Origin of the sequence: Paenibacillus sp. FSL H7-0737, assembly GCF_000758545.1 — a bacterium.
Taxonomy (GTDB): Bacteria; Bacillota; Bacilli; order Paenibacillales; family Paenibacillaceae; genus Paenibacillus_AQ.
Window position 1 is genome coordinate 4,112,210 of the sequence record NZ_CP009279.1, and the last position, 18,632, is coordinate 4,130,841.

At 43.6% G+C, this 18,632-nt stretch carries 17 protein-coding genes; all 17 read right to left on the minus strand.

Translation table 11 applies throughout. From position 1 onward, the window contains the following. Positions 1-307 precede the first annotated feature (307 nt). Positions 308-1,039, minus strand: coding sequence for a regulatory protein RecX (locus H70737_RS17955; protein ID WP_094870271.1), 732 nt, complete (start codon positions 1,037-1,039; stop codon positions 308-310). Positions 1,040-1,204: 165 nt separating this feature from the next. Further along, on the minus strand, positions 1,205-2,272 hold the full coding sequence (gene recA / locus H70737_RS17960) for a recombinase RecA (protein WP_042128809.1): 1,068 nt from the start codon (positions 2,270-2,272) through the stop codon (positions 1,205-1,207). A gap of 299 nt (positions 2,273-2,571) precedes the next feature. Then, the gene (locus H70737_RS17965) at positions 2,572-3,858 is read right to left on the minus strand and encodes a competence/damage-inducible protein A (RefSeq protein ID WP_042189391.1); all 1,287 of its coding nucleotides are present in this window, start codon (positions 3,856-3,858) and stop codon (positions 2,572-2,574) included. Between the two features lie 109 nt (positions 3,859-3,967). Continuing rightward, on the minus strand, positions 3,968-4,555 hold the full coding sequence (gene pgsA / locus H70737_RS17970) for a CDP-diacylglycerol--glycerol-3-phosphate 3-phosphatidyltransferase (RefSeq protein ID WP_036688397.1): 588 nt from the start codon (positions 4,553-4,555) through the stop codon (positions 3,968-3,970). 153 nt (positions 4,556-4,708) lie between these two features. Further along, positions 4,709-5,200 (minus strand): YajQ family cyclic di-GMP-binding protein, encoded by a 492-nt coding sequence (locus H70737_RS17975; RefSeq protein ID WP_042128814.1) that lies wholly within the window; start codon positions 5,198-5,200, stop codon positions 4,709-4,711. Between the two features lie 200 nt (positions 5,201-5,400). Next, the gene (locus H70737_RS31075; protein ID WP_179086684.1) at positions 5,401-5,562 is read right to left on the minus strand and encodes a hypothetical protein; all 162 of its coding nucleotides are present in this window, start codon (positions 5,560-5,562) and stop codon (positions 5,401-5,403) included. Between the two features lie 79 nt (positions 5,563-5,641). Continuing rightward, complete coding sequence (locus H70737_RS17980) at positions 5,642-6,604, minus strand: helix-turn-helix domain-containing protein (RefSeq protein ID WP_042189394.1); 963 nt, start codon at positions 6,602-6,604, stop codon at positions 5,642-5,644. Positions 6,605-6,657: 53 nt separating this feature from the next. Next, positions 6,658-7,425 carry a DUF3388 domain-containing protein gene (locus H70737_RS17985; protein WP_042128818.1) on the minus strand — a complete coding sequence of 256 codons (768 nt, stop codon included), beginning with the start codon at positions 7,423-7,425 and terminating at the stop codon, positions 6,658-6,660. 176 nt (positions 7,426-7,601) lie between these two features. After that, on the minus strand, positions 7,602-7,865 hold the full coding sequence (locus H70737_RS17990; protein ID WP_042189396.1) for a DUF3243 domain-containing protein: 264 nt from the start codon (positions 7,863-7,865) through the stop codon (positions 7,602-7,604). A gap of 136 nt (positions 7,866-8,001) precedes the next feature. Then, positions 8,002-8,730 carry an elongation factor P 5-aminopentanone reductase gene (ymfI, locus tag H70737_RS17995; RefSeq protein ID WP_042194125.1) on the minus strand — a complete coding sequence of 243 codons (729 nt, stop codon included), beginning with the start codon at positions 8,728-8,730 and terminating at the stop codon, positions 8,002-8,004. A 39-nt stretch (positions 8,731-8,769) separates the two neighbouring features. Next, the gene (gene yfmH / locus H70737_RS18000) at positions 8,770-10,050 is read right to left on the minus strand and encodes an EF-P 5-aminopentanol modification-associated protein YfmH (protein WP_042189398.1); all 1,281 of its coding nucleotides are present in this window, start codon (positions 10,048-10,050) and stop codon (positions 8,770-8,772) included. A gap of 2 nt (positions 10,051-10,052) precedes the next feature. Next, positions 10,053-11,330, minus strand: a complete 1,278-nt coding sequence (gene yfmF, locus H70737_RS18005) for an EF-P 5-aminopentanol modification-associated protein YfmF (RefSeq protein WP_042189400.1) — start codon at positions 11,328-11,330, stop codon at positions 10,053-10,055. A gap of 136 nt (positions 11,331-11,466) precedes the next feature. Further along, entirely contained in the window at positions 11,467-12,333 is an 867-nt protein-coding gene (gene sleB, locus H70737_RS18010) for a spore cortex-lytic enzyme (RefSeq protein WP_042194127.1), read from the minus strand. Positions 12,334-12,908: 575 nt separating this feature from the next. Continuing rightward, positions 12,909-15,566, minus strand: coding sequence for an FtsK/SpoIIIE family DNA translocase (locus H70737_RS18015; RefSeq protein WP_042189402.1), 2,658 nt, complete (start codon positions 15,564-15,566; stop codon positions 12,909-12,911). Positions 15,567-15,644: 78 nt separating this feature from the next. Then, the gene (locus H70737_RS18020; RefSeq protein WP_042128829.1) at positions 15,645-15,857 is read right to left on the minus strand and encodes a YlzJ-like family protein; all 213 of its coding nucleotides are present in this window, start codon (positions 15,855-15,857) and stop codon (positions 15,645-15,647) included. After that, positions 15,854-16,633 (minus strand): ClpP family protease, encoded by a 780-nt coding sequence (locus H70737_RS18025; RefSeq protein ID WP_197071223.1) that lies wholly within the window; start codon positions 16,631-16,633, stop codon positions 15,854-15,856. The genes H70737_RS18020 and H70737_RS18025 overlap by 4 nt, the downstream gene beginning before the upstream one ends. Before the next feature lie 215 nt (positions 16,634-16,848). Then, positions 16,849-18,528, minus strand: a complete 1,680-nt coding sequence (locus tag H70737_RS18030) for a ribonuclease J (RefSeq protein ID WP_042189403.1) — start codon at positions 18,526-18,528, stop codon at positions 16,849-16,851. Positions 18,529-18,632 lie beyond the last annotated feature (104 nt).

The window sequence follows — 18,632 nt, forward strand, 5'->3', positions numbered from 1 at the left end:
TCCTCGTTGGTTCCTCTCCAAGGTATATCCCTGGGAATTGTGCAGTTGTTAAACTATCCGTTCATCACCATACAAAAAACCGGTAAATAACCGATTGCCATACTGCACATGCTGCACATGCACACTGCCCGCCTTATCCGGCGATTACATTTCATATGAGTTGTACGCGAACCGTTTTAAAAAGTCACCTTTTTGGGAAGGAAAAAGGATTCTTACTTTATGCCGATTCATGTTATATTTTATTATTTATAAAAAGACATTGTCAAGAGAGTCGATATGCGCATTAATGTCAAGAGAATCAGTGAGTCTAGTAAAATTCCTCATCTTCACCCTCATAGTTGTCTTCCTCAAGTAAAGTATTGATCACTTGTCGCACCATATCACCCGAGAATCCACGCCGCATTAAGAAGGCTCCAGTCTTTCTGCGCTTATCTGTGGCTTCACCACGAATAAGATTCCATTTCTTACGACCAATCTGAAGTGCACTCTCTAGTTCTTGTTCAGGACTGACATTCTCCAGTGCTTCCGAGATCAAGGTTTTGTCGATTCCTTTCTCACGTAGCTCTTGGCGAATCCACATTTTCCCTTTTCGCTGGTTCGTAATGCGTTGCTCGGCCCATTGCTTTGCATACAAGGGGTCATCAAGAAATCTTTCCTGCTGTAGCCGTTGCACCACTTCCGCAATAATAGTCTCCCCTATTTCCTTCTGCCGTAAACGGCGAGTCATTTCCATAGCGGTACGTGGCTTCCGTTCTAGATAACGAAGTCCTTCTACATAAGCTCGTTGTCGCTCATCAGCAACAACAATTTCCTCCAAATCGGCTTTCATAAAAGAATTTCCAGTAATCATCCGATATTTAATCATGACGTCTTCGTGTACAGTCATGTTATAGGCTCCGAAATGTATGATGTAGCGGTGGTCTGACTTCTTCTGACGTTCTACCTTAGTAATTTCTAAAAGTTCTCCATCAGGAAAATCAGATAGGACCTGTACGTCCTGCTCATCCGATTCAAAATCCATATCCAGCTGTATTACCATAGTTGCTTGTCACCTCATAGCAATAAAATATCCCCACAAAGTGCGGCTTAACTTCGGTGCGTACTCAGGTACTTTGGGGGGACCCCAAATATATATGTTCTTACACTGTTAAGAAAAGACACCCTGCAACAATGAATCACAGGGCGTCCTATTCCTTAGTAAATTCTATTGTTCGATTTCGAGAAGTAGCTTTTCTTCTTCCTCTTGCTCTGCAATGATTTCCGCTTCATTTGGTGCAGCAACAATAGTGGACAGGTTACTTGCTTCACGGATCTTGTTCTCAATGATAAGTGCAATATCTTGATGTTCTTTCAAGAACTGTTTGGCATTCTCACGTCCTTGACCGAGACGCTCACCCTCATAGGAATACCATGCACCACTCTTATTCACGATGTCCATTTCAGTACCGATGTCTACAAGACTTCCTTCTCTGGAAATCCCTTCACCATACATGATATCAACATCAGCTTGTTTAAATGGAGGTGCTACCTTATTCTTCACAATCTTGATCTTGGTTCGGTTACCTACAACGTCGTTACCCATCTTAATACTTTCGACACGGCGAACATCCAACCGTACGGAAGAGTAGAATTTCAACGCCCGACCACCCGGTGTTGTCTCAGGGTTACCGAACATAACACCAATTTTCTCACGAAGCTGGTTAATAAAGATAGCAATTGTATTCGATTTACTAATGGCACCAGATAGCTTCCGAAGCGCTTGAGACATCAAACGAGCCTGTAGGCCGACGTGAGAGTCACCCATATCACCTTCGATTTCCGCTTTAGGAACCAACGCAGCTACGGAGTCAACGACAATAATGTCTACTGCACCACTACGGACAAGTGCTTCAGCAATCTCAAGTGCCTGTTCACCCGTATCTGGCTGAGATAGCAACAATTCATCAATGTTTACGCCCAAGTTACGTGCATACTTCGGATCGAGAGCATGCTCAGCATCGATAAATGCAGCTTGTCCTCCTTGTTTTTGCACTTCTGCAATAGCATGAAGAGCAACAGTCGTTTTACCGGAGGATTCAGGTCCGTATACTTCAATAATACGTCCCTTTGGAAGTCCGCCTATACCTAACGCAATATCAAGTGCCAAAGATCCGCTAGGTACAACTTCCACTTGCATATGAGTGGATTCTCCCAGTTTCATGATCGAACCTTTACCAAATTGTTTTTCTATTTGACGAAGCGCCATATCAAGCGCTGCACGACGATCTGACAATCAGACCACTTCCTTCACTGTTTATAATAATATAATAACGCGTTTTTGAGGTCTTGCCAAGCTTTTTTTCGAACATACATTCGTTTTTTTTGTCTCAAGCGTTAATTATCCCTTTTATTGTAAGCCTCCCTCCGGACATAGAAGTTAACTGATTTCTCTACTTCACCGGACATCAACGACTTATGATCAAAACCAAAACAGCGATCAAAATCTCCGCAGATATACAAAAAACCGCAGCAAAGAAATCTCAGTGCCACGGTTCTTCCGTATGTCTCAATTATAACTGGGCTAATCTCCCATTACAAGTCTGAGCCTTCAAGAGGTGTCTCCACCTTCCGTTCCTCAAGTCTGCGCCATAGACGATACAACAGAGCTTTAACAGTACGCAGTCGTATATTTTCACGTGTACCTTTAAGATTAAGCTCGTATACTTCTGTCTTACGCCCGCGTTCAGCTAAACCAATAAATACAAGTCCAACTGGCTTACGTTCAGAATAGCCTGGTCCTGCTACACCAGTTACAGATAAACCGAAATCACTATCTGCGATCATTCTCACCTGATCAGCTAACACCTCGGCAACTTCACGACTAACTGCCCCTGGAGCATCTGGCCCCTCCAAATAAGCACTTGGCACATTCAGAAGTTTTTTCTTCAGGTCGTTGGAATAACAGACGATTCCTCCCGCAAACATCGAAGCACTGCCTGGAATGTTAGTTATACTCTCCATCAGCAAGCCTCCCGTGCAACTCTCTGCCGCACTTAAAGTCAGACCTGCATCCGCCATCCAATCCACAATCAATTGCTCCAGTGGAACATCAATATTTGCATATAAATGTTCTGGCAAAATCTCTTTGATCTGTTTCTCCAGAATCTCCAGCTTCTTGTAAGCTTCATGCTCGGAAGGCGCTTTTGTCGAAATACGAACGGTTACCTCTCCCTCTTTAGCGTAAGGAGCTATGGTTGGGTCTGTCTGGCTGTGAATAAGATCAATGAGCTTATCCTCAAGCAGTGATTCTCCGATACCTGCAAATTTAAGCATTTTAGAATAAAGTGGCATTTCTGTCGTTAGAGCGTGCTGCTGGAGCCACGGTACAGCTTTATCTACGAACATCGGCTTCATCTCGCGAGGCGGACCAGGAAGCACAATATAATATTTCTTTTCATGCTCAAAAGCAATGCCAACAGCAAGACCAATCTCATTTGGCAAAGGTGTAGTTCCTTCAATTATAAGTGCCTGTTTACGATTATTCTCCGTCATTACAATCTTTCGATCATCAAAGAAACGTTGTACATGATCCATTGCCAAGCGATCTATATGAAGTGTGCGACCTAAGGAAGCAGCCAGCGCGTCCTTCGTTAGATCATCTTCTGTAGGACCAATACCACCGGTAAATATGATAACATCCGCTCTGCTTTGAGCGATCTCAATGGCTTGCTGCAAGCGACTGCTGTTATCCCCAACTACGGTTTGAAAATATACATCAATCCCAATAGCAGCTAGCTCAATAGACAAAAACTGGGCATTACTATTTACGATTTGACCGAGCAAAAGCTCCGTGCCTACTGCAATAATCTCCGCTTTCATACCTGGCTTTCGCCTCCTCGTTATAATGTAGATACACTGCTTTTAGGGTTTAAAAAAGGTAATAGGTGCTTTACCTATTACCTCTCCTATATGTAGCTGCCTAAAACGCTTAAGCATTATGCAGCTGTAATAGATCCTTATTCTTCACAAAATAATCAATTCCAGAGTAAATAGTGATCAAGGCTGCAGCCCAGATGGCAATATCGTCTACAGGAATGCTGACGAATTGAAATGGGAAATTATTTAACAACAGCAGTGAGATCGCTACAATTTGTACAACCGTCTTTATCTTACCCCATTTGCTGGCGGCAACCACTTTTCCCTCTAACAATGCTATCTGGCGAAGCCCGGTTACTGCGAACTCACGACTAATGATAACAATTGCGATCCATGAATCACATCTGCCCAATTCCACAAGTGAAATCAGAACTGCAGAAACTAACAGCTTGTCCGCTAACGGATCAAGGAGCTTACCGAGATTGGTGACCATATTATATTTCCTTGCTATGTAGCCGTCTATTCCATCTGTGCTCGCTGCAAGCAAAAAGATTACAGCTGCCACCAAATGATTAACAGATAGCTGAAAAGAGCCCCAATGTATCGGTTCTGGATAAAAACTGAAATCCACCAGTAAGAAAAACATCATAATCGGGATCAGGCAAATACGTGCTAGCGTGATGCGGTTGGGCAAATTCACTGAAGTTCCTCCCCTAAATCGTTCATACAAATTGCCTGAGTCAGGCTCATCTATTTCTACTTAAGCAAGTATATTATAGCTATAAATAGGTGTCAAAAAAAATACAAAGCACCCCGCATAATGGCGCTGATAAGCACTGCGGGGTACAAAATGCTATTTTAAGTTGTTGAACTGCAGGTCCAGCGGCAAATCAGCTTTACGCAAAATCTGGATAATTTGTTGTAAATCATCGCGACTCTTACCAGTTACACGGATCTGATCTCCTTGAATCTGGCTCTTCACCTTCAATTTCGAATCACGAATCAGGATGTTAATTTTTTTTGCGTTCTCCTGATCAATTCCTTGCTTAAGACCTAAACGCTGACGAACACTACCCAGAGAAGCAGGCTCCACTTTGCCGAAATCCAAGTTTTTCAGCGTGATACCTCTCTTCACCATCTTCGATTGTAAAATATCAATAACAGCGTTTAACTTATATTCGTCCTCAGAGGCGATAATAAGTGCGTCTTTCTCCAGCTTCAGACTACTCTTGCTGTTCTTAAAGTCAAAGCGGTTGTCAATTTCTTTCTCTGTTTGGTGGATCGCATTGGTTAATTCCTGCATATCCATTTTAGATACGATATCAAATGAACTTTCTGAACTCATAACTACACGTCCTTTGTACTTTTTAGTCTGCTACTATTATAAAAGAATGATACCCTTAAGTCTAATATTGGATAATATGTACCTCACCCGACACAGAAAACAGCCCCACATAGTGGAGCTTTTCCTTCGAAATGTGTTGTGTTTCAGGTAGAAATACGTCTCCAATGGAAAATATCCTCGGAGACGCACATTCTAAATCCCTATCTGCTTCGAAGCGGGCTTCGAAACATATCCAGAATTCCAAGCACGATATGTGCAAGACCGAACCCGAGAATTCCATAACCCCAAGCACTTGGTGTCATATAGTATCCGATAAGACTGACAACAACCCCAAGTCCAGCTACAATCCAGCTAACAATCATGAATGTACACCCCACTTTGGCTAAGAACTAGAAACAGTCTTATGTTCCCCGCAAAGCCAAAGTCTATGCATCATTTTTCTTATTGGCCTGTTTCATTAGTCTGGTCAATAGTATCGGTGGTACCTTCATTCTGGGTCGTTTCACTTCCAGTACCGTCATCCAGATTAAGTAGCAGACGAGATGAGGTCTTTTCATCCGTAATCACTTGTCCATTGACAGTAATCTCAGTAGCTGGTGAATAACCAGATTTAATATACATTCCTTCACTTCCAAGCACAAAGCTCATACGATCTCCTGCCGCTGTGTTACCAAATGAGAGTTTTTCACCTTTAGAGTTCTCACCTTTATACACCTCAAGCCAGCTTACCCCAGTAGCAGAAATCTCAACCTTCACTTCACTTCCAGCCGGAGCTGAAACCTTGAATTTTGTTGTTTTTCCTGCTTTCCCATCCGGTGTAACTGTAATGGATTGCGGGGAAGGCGTAGGTGTTGGTAATGGCGTTGGCTCTGCAGTAGGTTCAGTTGTTGCTTCTGTTCCTGCCGAAGAAGTTGGCGCCACAACTCCACCTCCTGAAGCCGGTGGAGATGTTTTAGCAGTCGTAGGATCCTGCTGTTCATTTGTCAGATTCGTCTGATCAATCTGATCAGGGTCCGGTTTGTTCAAACTAGATGCATAAATGTAAATCACAACAATAATTAATATTGGAAATGTCCACATTAGCACTGTTGGCAGCCATTTTGCATTCCGTTCGGTTTCAGGTCTACGGCTGCGTTTTTGAATCACCGTTTCCATGGCTGTGTCTTCGGGAGGGGCAGGTACATTCCCATGCTCCTCTAGCAGTTCGTCAGGACTCATCCCTACTGCCTCTGCGTACGTTTTGATAAACGCCCTAACATAAAAACTTCCTGGAAGCACCTTATAGTCTCCAGACTCGATGGCTTCCAAATACTTTTTGCGAATTTTCGTTACTTCCTGGACATCGTCAAGACTCATCCCTTTTTGCAGACGCGCCTCTTTCAATTGCCGGCCCAGTTCCGACATACCATCACCTCCTGTAAATTTCAATGAATATCATTGTTCATTGTTTTCTTGTTCTATAAATCATCACTGTAGCTAGTCGTAAACGACTCGTACAATATTTCTTCATTTGGATTATTGCGAAGCTCGATAATAATATCAAAATCATCAAAGGTGTACTCAGATTCCCGCACAAAAATATCTGGATGCTCGATCACTTTCGTACTTGGCATACTCATAACATTTTGTAATAAATTATAATGCTTCTCATTAGAGCGGATCGTACTAACAATACCATCAATAATAAATACATTATGTGGGTTCATCTCATCTTCTGCTAATTGACTTCGAACCGTCTGACGTAAAAGTGTCGAGGAGACAAATGTCCAACGCTTCATCGCGCAGACACTGCCAGCAATGATTGATTCCGTCTTTCCTACACGGGGCATACCTCGAAGTCCTATTACCTGATTTCCATCTTTTTTAAACAGTTCCCCGAGAAAATCGACCAATAGACCAAGCTCATCCCGGGTAAAACGAAACGTCTTCCGATCATCTGAATCCCGTTCAATATATCGCCCATGGCGCACAGCCAGCTTGTCTACGAGTCTTGGAGACCGCAGAGCTGAAACTGTAATATTATCAACTTTCTTGAGCATTTCGCCCATCAGCATTATTTTGTCATCGTCATTGGTCTCCAGCAACATTCCGCGAGTCTTTCCTTCAACGCCATTAATCGTCAGAATGTTGACTTCTAGCATCCCTAACATTGAAGCGATATCACCAAGCAGACCGGGTCTGTTCTTGTGAATCTTGTATTCCATATACCATTGTTTATATTCCACTTGTACACCTCATAGATTCCTTTTCCCGCACTTTGATATACATCAAAAAAATGCCGTTCAGACAAAGCGGTCTGAAACACGGGTCATGTTAATGATATATAAAATAAAAATGAAAGGCAAGGTCAGTCCTGTAATAATTGCAGAAAAGCTCCCACAAGGGGAGCTTTTCCGCAAGCTTAGGCGTGATTTTTCGCCAACTTGACCATGAGTTTAGCAATCGTCTGCTTTTCTTCATCGTTGCCGACGTCCCATAGCTCTTTGATTGCACGGTTTTGAGTGTTTGCTGGATCCACTTTTTCATCGAGGAATTCCCCAATTTCAAAAGCCAGCTTTGAGATTGTGTCTTCACTCATCCCAAGTTTCTCCGCCTGTACAACACGTTTTCCCAGAAATTTCTTCCAGGTGTCAAAATTTTTGATTACGCTATCTTCTTGTGTCATCTTAAATCCTCCTTCATGTTTACGGTCAAACACCTGCATACAGGCTGTAAGCCGCCTTACGTGAGATTTAAAAACAACACTTATAATATGTCTTAGAAGCTAAGTTATTATGCTGGAGCTTTTCTCCAACTGAAGATCAGGTAATCCATCCACCATTTGGACTAATAATCTGACCAGTGATATACCCGGACTCAGGCAAAGCCAAAAAATAAATTAGTGAAGATATTTCATTAGGCGTAGCCAAACGCCCTACTGGAATCTCATCCTCCAGCATACGGACTTCATCCTCCTGTAAATTGGACAGCATGTTCGTATTAACCGCTCCTGGAGCTACCGCGTTAACCGTTACACCAGATGGAGCCAACTCTTTAGCTAAAGCCTTTGTAAAGGCATTCACTCCACCCTTACTAGCCGAATATGCTACTTCGCAAGAAGCTCCAGTGATACCCCATACAGAAGAAACGTTGATGATACGTCCATAACGCTGAGACACCATGTACGGCATAAAAATCTGACTGCACATAAAGGTTCCCTTCAAGTTAATGGACATAATGTCATCCCATTCCTCTTCGGTCACATCAGCTAGCATTCCGTAATGCGATTTACCGGCATTATTGACGAGAATATCCGGCTGCATCCCATTACTCTCAAGCTTTTCAGCCATACGTACAATTTGACTACGATCCTTCATATCCGCGTTTACTGTCATTACCTTTGCGCCAAGGGCCATACAACGCCGAGCGACATCATTCGCAGCTTCATGTGAGTGTTTATAATGAATAACTATATTCATCCCCACAGAAGCAAATCGTTCCGCAATGGCGCCGCCGATCCCTCCGCTTCCCCCTGTAATGAGCACTGTCATTTCCCCTAGTGGTTTGCTGCTCTCTCCCAAAACGCTCACCTAAGGACTCACCACCAATGAAACGGCAAGCTGTTCCCAGTTTACATGGGCATGCAGACGCTCATTTACTTCTGCCAAAGTAATCGATTCATACATAGGCAGAACTTCAAAAAGGTCACCACCACGGAACTGGTAGCGTGTAAATTCATGTGCGATACTTTCAGGGGAGTTCAGCATGCGCAAATAACCGCCAATTTTCTTTTTCCGTGCCCGCTCGAAATCCTTCTCCGCAAAGCCAGACTTTAAGATTAGATCTATTTCTTCTTTAATTCGTTTTAAAAGCAAATCCGGATCCTTTGTATCCCCCCCCATTGCAGAAAAAGCATACTGCGGAGAACTATTAAATTCATGTCCAAAGCTGTCCGAGATCAATTCCTCATCATAAAGCTTTTGATACAATGCTGTGCTACTACCTACCAACAAATCGAGCATTAGCTTCGTTATCAGGTCGCGTTTCAGAGAAGCTTCACCTGTTAGATCTTCTACTTTTTCCTTGAAACCAAACATGATTTTCGGCATCGAAACAGCAAGCTTGCTTTCTAGCCGTTTTGTAGCGACTTGTTCGGGTTCATCTTCAAAAATACGCTTGATTTCACCCTGCTTGCCGTAGGTTTTACCCTTTTGGTTAGCGCGAATCAAGGAGAATACTTTCTCCGGGTCCACGCCCCCAACCACGAACAACAACATATTGCTAGGGTGATAAAAAGCGTTATAACATGTGTACAGCGTTTCTTTCGTGATCGTACTAATCGATTCTACCGTACCTGCAATGTCAATCCGAACCGGATGCTTCGAATACATCGCTTCAATAAGGCCAAAATACACGCGCCAGTCCGGATTATCAGCATACATATTGATTTCTTGACCAATAATTCCCTTTTCCTTTTCTACATTCTCATCTGTAAAATAAGGTCGCTGAACAAAATCAACGAGCGTACTAAGATTGGTCTCTATATTTTCTGTTGCTGAGAAAAGATAAACGGTCTGATCAAAGCTTGTAAAAGCATTGGCCGAGGCTCCATTTGAAGCAAAGGTAGCAAAAATATCGCCTTCTGGCTCTTCGAACATTTTGTGCTCTAAAAAGTGAGCTATACCATCAGGAACAGTGGTCTCTTCTCCACCTGCGACATGAAAATGATTGTCAACGGAACCATATTTAGTTGCAAATGTAGCATAGGTCTTTTTGAAGGTTGGTTTCGGCAACACATATACCTGAAGTCCGTTATCCATGACCTCATGATAAATGGTCTCTTGAAGTCTGTCGTAATGAATTTGTTCCATCGTTATTCCTCCTTTCCTGTCAAGAAATATATCGTATCCAGCTGAAAGGTTTCAGCGGCAGCTTTTACATCTTCAGCACCGATTTGTTCCACCTGCTCCAATAGCTGATCCGCTGTCCGTTCTTTTCCTGACAACTGGCGGTTGAAGTCGTAAGAGATCATTTCAAAAGCAGAATCCGGAATCTCGGAAAGCTGATTGCGGATCATAGCTTTGGTCTGACTCAGTTCCAGATCACTGATATTGCCAGCTTTCATCTCTTCCAATTGCTTCTCTATAATGTCCACGGCTTTGCCGTAATTTTGCGTTTCGATACCTGATTGAATCGTTCCAATGCCCTTGTGGCCGTCATAACGAGACGAAGCATAATAGGCAAGGCTTGCCTTCTCACGTACGTTAACGAAGAGTTTAGAGTGGGGATACCCTCCTAATATTCCGTTGTACATAAGTGCGGATGCGTAATTATCATCCTTATAAGTAATAGAGGTGCGTAGACCCAGGTTCAACTTGCCCTGACTGACATCCAGCTTCTCTTCTACAGTCCGCACCTCATTAACTGATACAGGTACGAACTTAGAGCTATATAAGCCCACCTCGGACTGAACCCGACCGAAATGACGCTGTACAAGCTTTTCTACTTCCTCAGCTGTAGTGTCACCCACTACATAGAGATCAAGGATGGCATCATCCAGCCAGGAATTATACGATTCATACAAACTTTTCGGAGTGATTTGATCCAGATCCGCTCTTTGCCCCAGAGGGTGAAGACGATATGGCTCGTTTCGGCACATTTCCTCAATACAGCGCTCAGCAGCGTAACGTATCTTGTCATTTACGATGGACTCCAGCTTCTTGCGAACGGTTTCACGCTCCGTTGCAACATACGAAGGTCGGAAGCTGCCGTCTTCAACTAATGGACGAGTCAGTACTTCACCTAAGAAAGCGAAGGATTGTTCAAGTAAGCTCTCCTGGCTTTGCACAAAAGAGTCATTAATAGTATCCATGCGGAACTGAACGATTTGATAATCGCCTCTTTTATAAATATCAAACCCGAATCCAGCGCCATACAGTTCCTCCAAACGCTCGCGGAATTGCGTGGTCTCCGGATAAGTCGCGGTACCTCTGCGAAGCACGAATGGAGCTAGTGCAGTAGAGGTTACTGTATTCTCATCAAGAGGGATCCCCGCATAAAGTGAGATCGCGTAGGTCTTGAATGCCTTGGTTGGCATAACGTGAATGCGCAAGCCTCCTACGGTGCCATGCTGAAATACATTATTAGTCAAGTCCAAAACTCCTTTACGGCGTGGATAGTTGCTCTACATCATGTTTATGAATTATTAACCATTCTAAACCATTCCAAAGTAAGGAAGCAACCGGAAGCCTCTTCCCGGTTGCTCTCTGAATTCTCTATCCTTCTTTTTACATACAGAAAATATGCTGACCAATCGTCTTCACCTGAGGACGGGTCCAAATCCATTTAGAGGTCGCTGTTTTAGGATTGAAGTAATACAAACATCCACCTGAAGGGTCCCAACCATTGAGTGCTTGCTGCACTGCTTTACGTGCTTGCTCATTGGGCTCCAGATAGATCTGACCATCGGCTACAGCTGTAAATGCTCCCGGTTGAAAAATAACGCCAGACGGCGTATTCGGGAAACTAGGTGATTTCACTCGGTTTAAAATGACCGCAGCAACAGCAACCTGACCTTCGAAAGGCTCACCTCTGGCTTCTCCATACACGGCATTAGCCATGATCTTGAGATCATTCTCCGATAAGCCCATCGAATTACCTGAAGACAATCCTGGCGAATTCGTTTTATTGGACGTATTTGTTTTATTGCCAGTGTTATTCTGTGCTGTCTTATTTCCCGTGCCCGAAGAAGGCTCAGTAGGCTTCCAGTTCTTCGTGGCGTTATACAGCTTAAGCTTAGTTTTGGCACCCACAATGCCATCAGACTTCATTCCGAATTTCCATTGAAACCAAGTTACTGCATTCTTCGTTTTTGGCCCAAAATGACTGTCTATTTTTCCGGCATAATAACCTAAATGCTTTAATCGCCCCTGCAATTCATAGACATCCTGACCCGTGGACCCAAGTTTAATGGGTGTTGTACTGAAAGCCGGCAAGACTTCTTCGTCAGGATTATTTAACTCGTGGACAAATGACGCAGCAGCACTTTGCTTGGTCTGAACAATGCCATTCCCCTTGAAAAACGTTCCTGCAAACGGCGCGACAGCAAGTGCAAGAGTTAAAGCAGCAAATATCCACATCTTTTGTTTCTTCATAGGGTTCGCTCTACCTTTCTTTTGTAAGTTCTGCATGGATGGCTAAAGTTATTATGACGACTGTCAGCGCATCCTATGCATTACTAAAAAAGAAGAAATAGCTTTTCATTATAATTGAGAATAATTATCAACTATAATACGAAATAAGAAAACCATGAAGTTGATATGAATCCTGAATTAAAAGGACCACATTTTACTGTGGACCACGCATGAATTGAAATTATAGATATAAGTCATACTTTTCAACATTTTAGTGATATGAATTCATAATAGTCCAAGTAACAGGTTCGCACTTTTAGGGAATTCCTCCCTAAAAATCAGGCCAATTCCTTTATTTCTTACCAAAATTAATAAATTATAGGGAGATTTTCCCTAATTATAAGTTTGAGAACCAATAATCTCAGAATTCCAGGGAGAAATCCCCTAATTATTATAATGAAGCTTCACTAAAGCCATTATTTAAAGTGTCATTTACACTTCTTCAGCATGAGTAAGGGCCGTCCCCAAGTAGTACAAACTACTTGGGGACGGCCCCTTTTTACTGTCTATTTAAGGTTTAAACTGACTTGTTCAGCTTAAGAACTGATCTTGTTATGCTGATACTGCTCAAGTGATACAAGCACCTCACGCGGCTTGCTGCCCTCGTAAGGCCCTATTACCCCACGAGCCTCCATAGAGTCAATCAAACGGGCTGCACGGGTGTAACCAACCCTCATCCGGCGCTGTAGTAGCGAGACTGAAGCTTGCTTCGCTTCAAGCACGATCGTTACGGCCTGCTCATATAACTCATCCTGTGGCTCCTGGTCTTCAGCGATTGTGTCATCAACCTCTGGAACAATGGACTCATCATATTCTGCTTCACCTTGGCTGCTGACATATTGAACGATCGTCTCAACCTCTTGATCGCTCATAAAGGCACCCTGCACACGAATCGGTTTAGAAGCTCCCATCGGTAAGAACAGCATGTCTCCCCGACCTAACAGCTTCTCCGCACCTGGCATATCCAGAATGGTACGTGAGTCTACATTGGAAGATACGCCGAAAGCGATACGAGATGGAATATTCGCCTTAATCAAACCTGTAATGACATCCACGGAAGGACGCTGAGTGGCGATAATTAAATGTATACCAGCTGCACGCGCCATCTGTGCAAGCCGACAGATAGCATCCTCTACATCGTTAGCGGCAACCATCATCAAATCCGCAAGCTCGTCCACAATAACAACAATATACGGAAGTATAGCAGCTGGGTTCTCTGCCATCAGCTTATTATAGCCTTCCATGTTGCGTGTTCCTGATTTGGAGAAGAGTTCATACCTTTTCTCCATTTCCACAACGATCTTCTTTAAAGCTAAGCTCGCCCGCTTCGGATCAGTAACGACTGGAGCCAGAAGATGCGGAATCCCATTATAGACATTCAGCTCTACCATCTTCGGGTCCACCATCAGGAATTTGACTTCATCGGGTTTAGCTTTGTATAAAATACTCGTAATAATCCCGTTAATACAAACCGATTTACCAGATCCCGTTGCACCAGCCACCAATAAATGGGGCATCTTCGCTAAATTACCGATAATCGTCTGACCCGAAATATCACGTCCAAAAGCAATCGATAATCTAGATTCAGCTTCCTGAAAGATCTGTGTCTCCATAACTTCACGCATGGTCACAATAGACACTTCGGAATTTGGTACCTCTATCCCAATGGCTGATTTACCCGGAATTGGCGCCTCCATACGTATATCTTTGGCTGCAAGAGCAAGCGCAATGTCATCTGTCAGATTAACAATACGGCTAACTTTGACACCGATATCCGGCTGAATCTCATAGCGTGTAACCGCTGGACCTCTAACTACTTCGAGAACCTTTGCTCTTACACCGAAACTCTCTAGGGTAGCTTCTAGCTTACGGGCGGTCTGCATATAATCATTCTGATCTCCTGCTTTACCGCTGTTGTTAGGTTTGGCTAGAAGTCGGAAAGATGGCAGCTTATATGGTTTTGGTGGAGGTGGTGCCGGTGGAGCAGGAATGATCTGTCCATCAGGAGTGGCGCTTAGCAATCCATCCAAGTCTATAGTCACATTCTCATCAGGCTCATCTGAAGGCTGTTGACTAACTGGATTAGCCCCTGCGACAGGAGCTTTGACGGTAACACCTCGAGCTGCAGGAGAGAATTCACTCCATTCCTCCCGATCTTCCTCATTCAGCCCTTCTGAGCGGATATGCTCAAAGAAGTCGCGAATAATTGGAGTCACAGGTTCCATATCCATATCTGCATCATCAAAATCATGTTGGATATCCTCAAGTGGAGTCACACGACTATCTACTGAAAGCCCAGAAATGATCGGACCGTGCGAAGCACTTGTTACAATTGGACCATGATCATCATCAGAATCGGCTTCCGCCTCTGAACGGGTGGAGCCTGTGAACCAACCGGATATTTTTTTCAATAGAACAGGTTGCTTACGATTAGGTAAATATCGATCGTCTTCTTCCTCTTCGTCATCTTCGTCATAGACAGGCTGCTTCACTGGCCGAGTCTTTGCGGGTGCGGCTGCTTTGGAAGGTCTAGCCGCTACTGGGACTGCCTTCGGACGGTTTGCCGCATGGAGACGAATCCCTTCCACAAACTTAACCGTACGAACTCGCAAAAGGGTAATAATCTCTACATAGGAGAGATTTGTAATTAACATAAAGCTGATGGCAAGCATAACGATCATGAGCAGCTTAGCTCCCAGACTACCAAAGAGCCACAGCAGCGCAGCATACTCCAATCCGCCGATATATCCGCCACTTATATCCTTACCCAGCATATAGACATTACTATTGTTAACACCGGGCGAAAGAGATCCCGAAAGATCATTATGTATTTGTGTCATCACGTTGCCAGGATGGAGCAAGGACAACGGGCCAAGCTTCTGCTCCATTGCAGAAATAGTGCTCATTAGGCACATGGATAGCAGAAGCAGAAGCACGCCTGTATGTCGACTGTTCCAAGAAGAAGGCCATCTTCGATGGATCATAACCATAAGCCCATAAAAAATACCAATAAGCGGCAACACAAAATAAAATCTCCCTAATAAATAACCCGCCATACTTGAAAGTGACCGCCCTACCGCCGCTTCACCGGACAGAGCAATAACGGATATCGTTATTAGTAAAATTCCGTAAATTTCATATTTTAAAACGCTGCCGAGCAGCGCTTTTTTCTTTTTCTTTTTTCGTTTAGCCACGCCAGCCACCCCCGGAACAACATTATACCATATAATGGCGTGGCGTACCTATGTTCTCTTTTGTCAAAAAATGAATCTTTATGTTAACGTAATTATCGCTCCAGGAGAGAACGACGGATCTAAATATCGCTCCAAAGGACAATCCAGTAATCTTACTATGCGCGCGCGTCCTTCCTCCATCGGCTCAACCTGCATGAGCATCCCCTGAACACTTACTTCTCGCGTTGTAGCGTAATTATTAAATGCCCCCTCCCACACCTGTTCCATCGACATTATCGTATAGAGTGTCATTGCGTAAGCCCTCCCGAAATCGCTGCTGTAGGCGCTGAAGAGAAATCTCCACCAATCATGCGGTTAAGATGCGCTAAGGCAGCTCCGATCCCGCCCACCTCATCCATGAGACCATATTTAACGGCGTCCAACCCCCCAACGGCTGTTCCAATATCACGATTGAGCTCACCTGTCTTAAACATGAGGTCACGGAACTGTTCTTCAGAAATCCGAGAATGAGAAGTAACGAATTTTACTACACGCTCCTGCATTTTTTCCATGTATTCGAACGTCTGTGGCACTCCAATTACTAAGCCATTCATACGAATCGGATGTATCGTCATTGTTGCACTTTCCGCAATAATTGAATACGTAGAGGATACAGCGATCGGAACGCCAATACTATGGCCCCCTCCAATGACTACTGTTACCGTTGGTTTAGAGAGCGAAGAAATCATTTCGGCAATCGCTAGACCAGCTTCTACATCTCCGCCAACAGTATTTAAAATAATAAGCAGACCTTTAATATTTTTATTCTGTTCAGCTGCCACCAGCTGGGGAATGATATGTTCGTATTTTGTCGTTTTGTTCTGAGGAGGCATTACAATATGGCCTTCAATCTGACCGATGATCGTTATGCAAAAGATATCCGGTTCACCGGTAGGAACCGCTGTTTGTCCAAGCTCTTTAAGTGCACCCATTGTAGTGGGCGGCATATTTTCATTTGTACTTGGATTTCCCTCTTGTGGTATAACTTCCTCATTCGTTGCTCCATTTGATCCATTCATGTAGTTCATTTTCGCAGCTCTCCCTTTTCTTATGCAGCTCTGGTCTGCTATAGCCTTACTAACTTTCATTAGTATGACATTTCAGGGCCCCGCATTATGCAAACCTCTCCTCATGATATGAATATAAACAATACAAAAACCCCTTTTCCCGTAGAAACCGTCCAATATTTCCGGGGAAAAGGGGCCAATGCCCAAGCTATATATTTATTTAAGGAGAATTCTCCTTACACTTCCATGATAATTGGCAAAATCATCGGTCTACGACGCGTTTGCTCATATAAGAAACGACCGAGTGAATCTTTTACGCTTGTTTTAAGCGATGCCCACTCATTTACTTTCTCACTCATCAGGCGCTGCAGTGTACTGGAAACAATTCGGTTCGCTTCGTCAAGCAGTCCTTCGGACTCACGAACATAAACGAAACCACGAGAAATGATGTCAGGTCCGGAGACAATTGCACCATTCTGTTTGCTTAGTGTAACCACGACAACCAAAATACCATCTTGAGACAGCAACTTACGGTCACGCAATACAATATTACCTACATCACCTACACCCAGACCGTCAATCAATACGTTACCAGCCGTTACTTTACCAGCTTTACGAGCGGCACCGCCTTGAATTTCCACAATCTCACCGATTTCAGTGATAAAAATGTTCTGAGACTCTACGCCAACGGATTCTGCCAAAAGCGCATGTTTGCGTTGCATACGGTATTCACCGTGAATTGGAATGAAATATTTAGGTTTCATCAAGTTGAGCATAAGCTTAAGCTCTTCCTGGCTACCGTGACCGGATACGTGAACGCCAGAATTGGAACCGCTATAAATTACGTTAGCGCCAAGACGGAACAATTCATCAATGGTACGACCTACATATTTCTCGTTACCTGGTACCGGTGTTGCTGCAATAATAACAGTATCACCTGGCAAGATATCTACTTTACGATGACTGGAACGTGCCATACGGGTCAATGCGGACATTGGCTCGCCTTGGGATCCTGTGCAAAGAACAACGACACGGTTCGCTGCCATTCTGTTCATTTCTTCAGGCTCGATCAGCATACCGTCAGGTACGTTCAGATATCCAAGCTCAGAAGCGATGGATACAACGTTTACCATACTGCGGCCAATAACTGTAATCTTACGACCTGTGGATTCTGCTGCATTAACCACTTGTTGAATGCGGTGCACATTGGAAGCAAAAGTTGCTACAACGACACGTTGTTCAGCTTTGCGGAAAATGTCTTCCAGAACGATACCGACATTTTTCTCAGATGGGGTAAAGCCTGGTTTCTCAGCATTTGTACTATCCGACAAAAGAGCAAGCACGCCCTTCTGACCAATTTCAGCCATCCGATGCAGATTTGCAAATTGACCGTTGACTGGAGTGTGGTCAAATTTGAAATCTCCCGTATGAACTACGTTACCTTCCGGTGTTTCTATGCATACACCGACGGAATCAGGAATACTGTGATTGGTTCTGAAGAAAGTAACTTTGAGCGAACTTCCCAGTTGAATTTCTGAATCTTCATTGATCAGAATTCGTTTGGTGTCACCCAGTAAGTTTGCTTCCTTCAATTTGTTTTCTACAAGGCCTAATGTAAGTCTTGTTCCGTAAACCGGAACATTCAAATTCTTCAGGACATATGGGAGACCACCGATGTGATCCTCGTGTCCGTGGGTAAGTACAATCCCTCTTACCTTGTCACGGTTCTCTGTCAAATAAGAGATATCAGGAATTACAATATCAATACCGAGCATATCTTCTTCCGGGAACTTAAGTCCCGAATCCACGACTACAATGTCAGCTCCATATTGAATGACATACATGTTTTTCCCGATTTCTCCGACTCCGCCCAATGCGAAAATCATCAATTTATCGTTGTTGTTTTTTTTGGACAAATGAATCTAACCCTCCTATGATGTTGGACGTCATACTTTTATTGGTAAATATTGAACTTCGATTATTTCAGCGGCGCTGAACACATTCTTCAAACAGCTGATAG